Here is a 236-nt window from a genome sequence, read left to right on the forward strand (position 1 = left end):
AGACAGCCAGGAGGTTGGCTTAGAAGCAGCCATCCTTTAAAGAGTGCGTAATAGCTCACTGGTCGAGTGACGCTGCGCCGAAAATGATCGGGGCTTAAGCCCAGCGCCGAAGCTGCGGGTCTGGGGGGCGACCCCCAGGCGGTAGGGGAGCGTTCCCGATGCCGAGGAAGGCCGACCCGCGAGGGCGGCTGGAGGCAAGGGAAGTGCGAATGCCGGCATGAGTAACGATAAACAGG

General features: G+C 62.3%; 1 rRNA gene. It reads left to right on the top strand.

Going from position 1 to position 236, the window contains the following annotated elements:
* Positions 1-236 (top strand): 23S ribosomal RNA (locus tag ACYQ0J_RS13920); the annotation flags it as partial.

It is taken from the genome of Thermus sp. FJN-A (assembly GCF_054655095.1).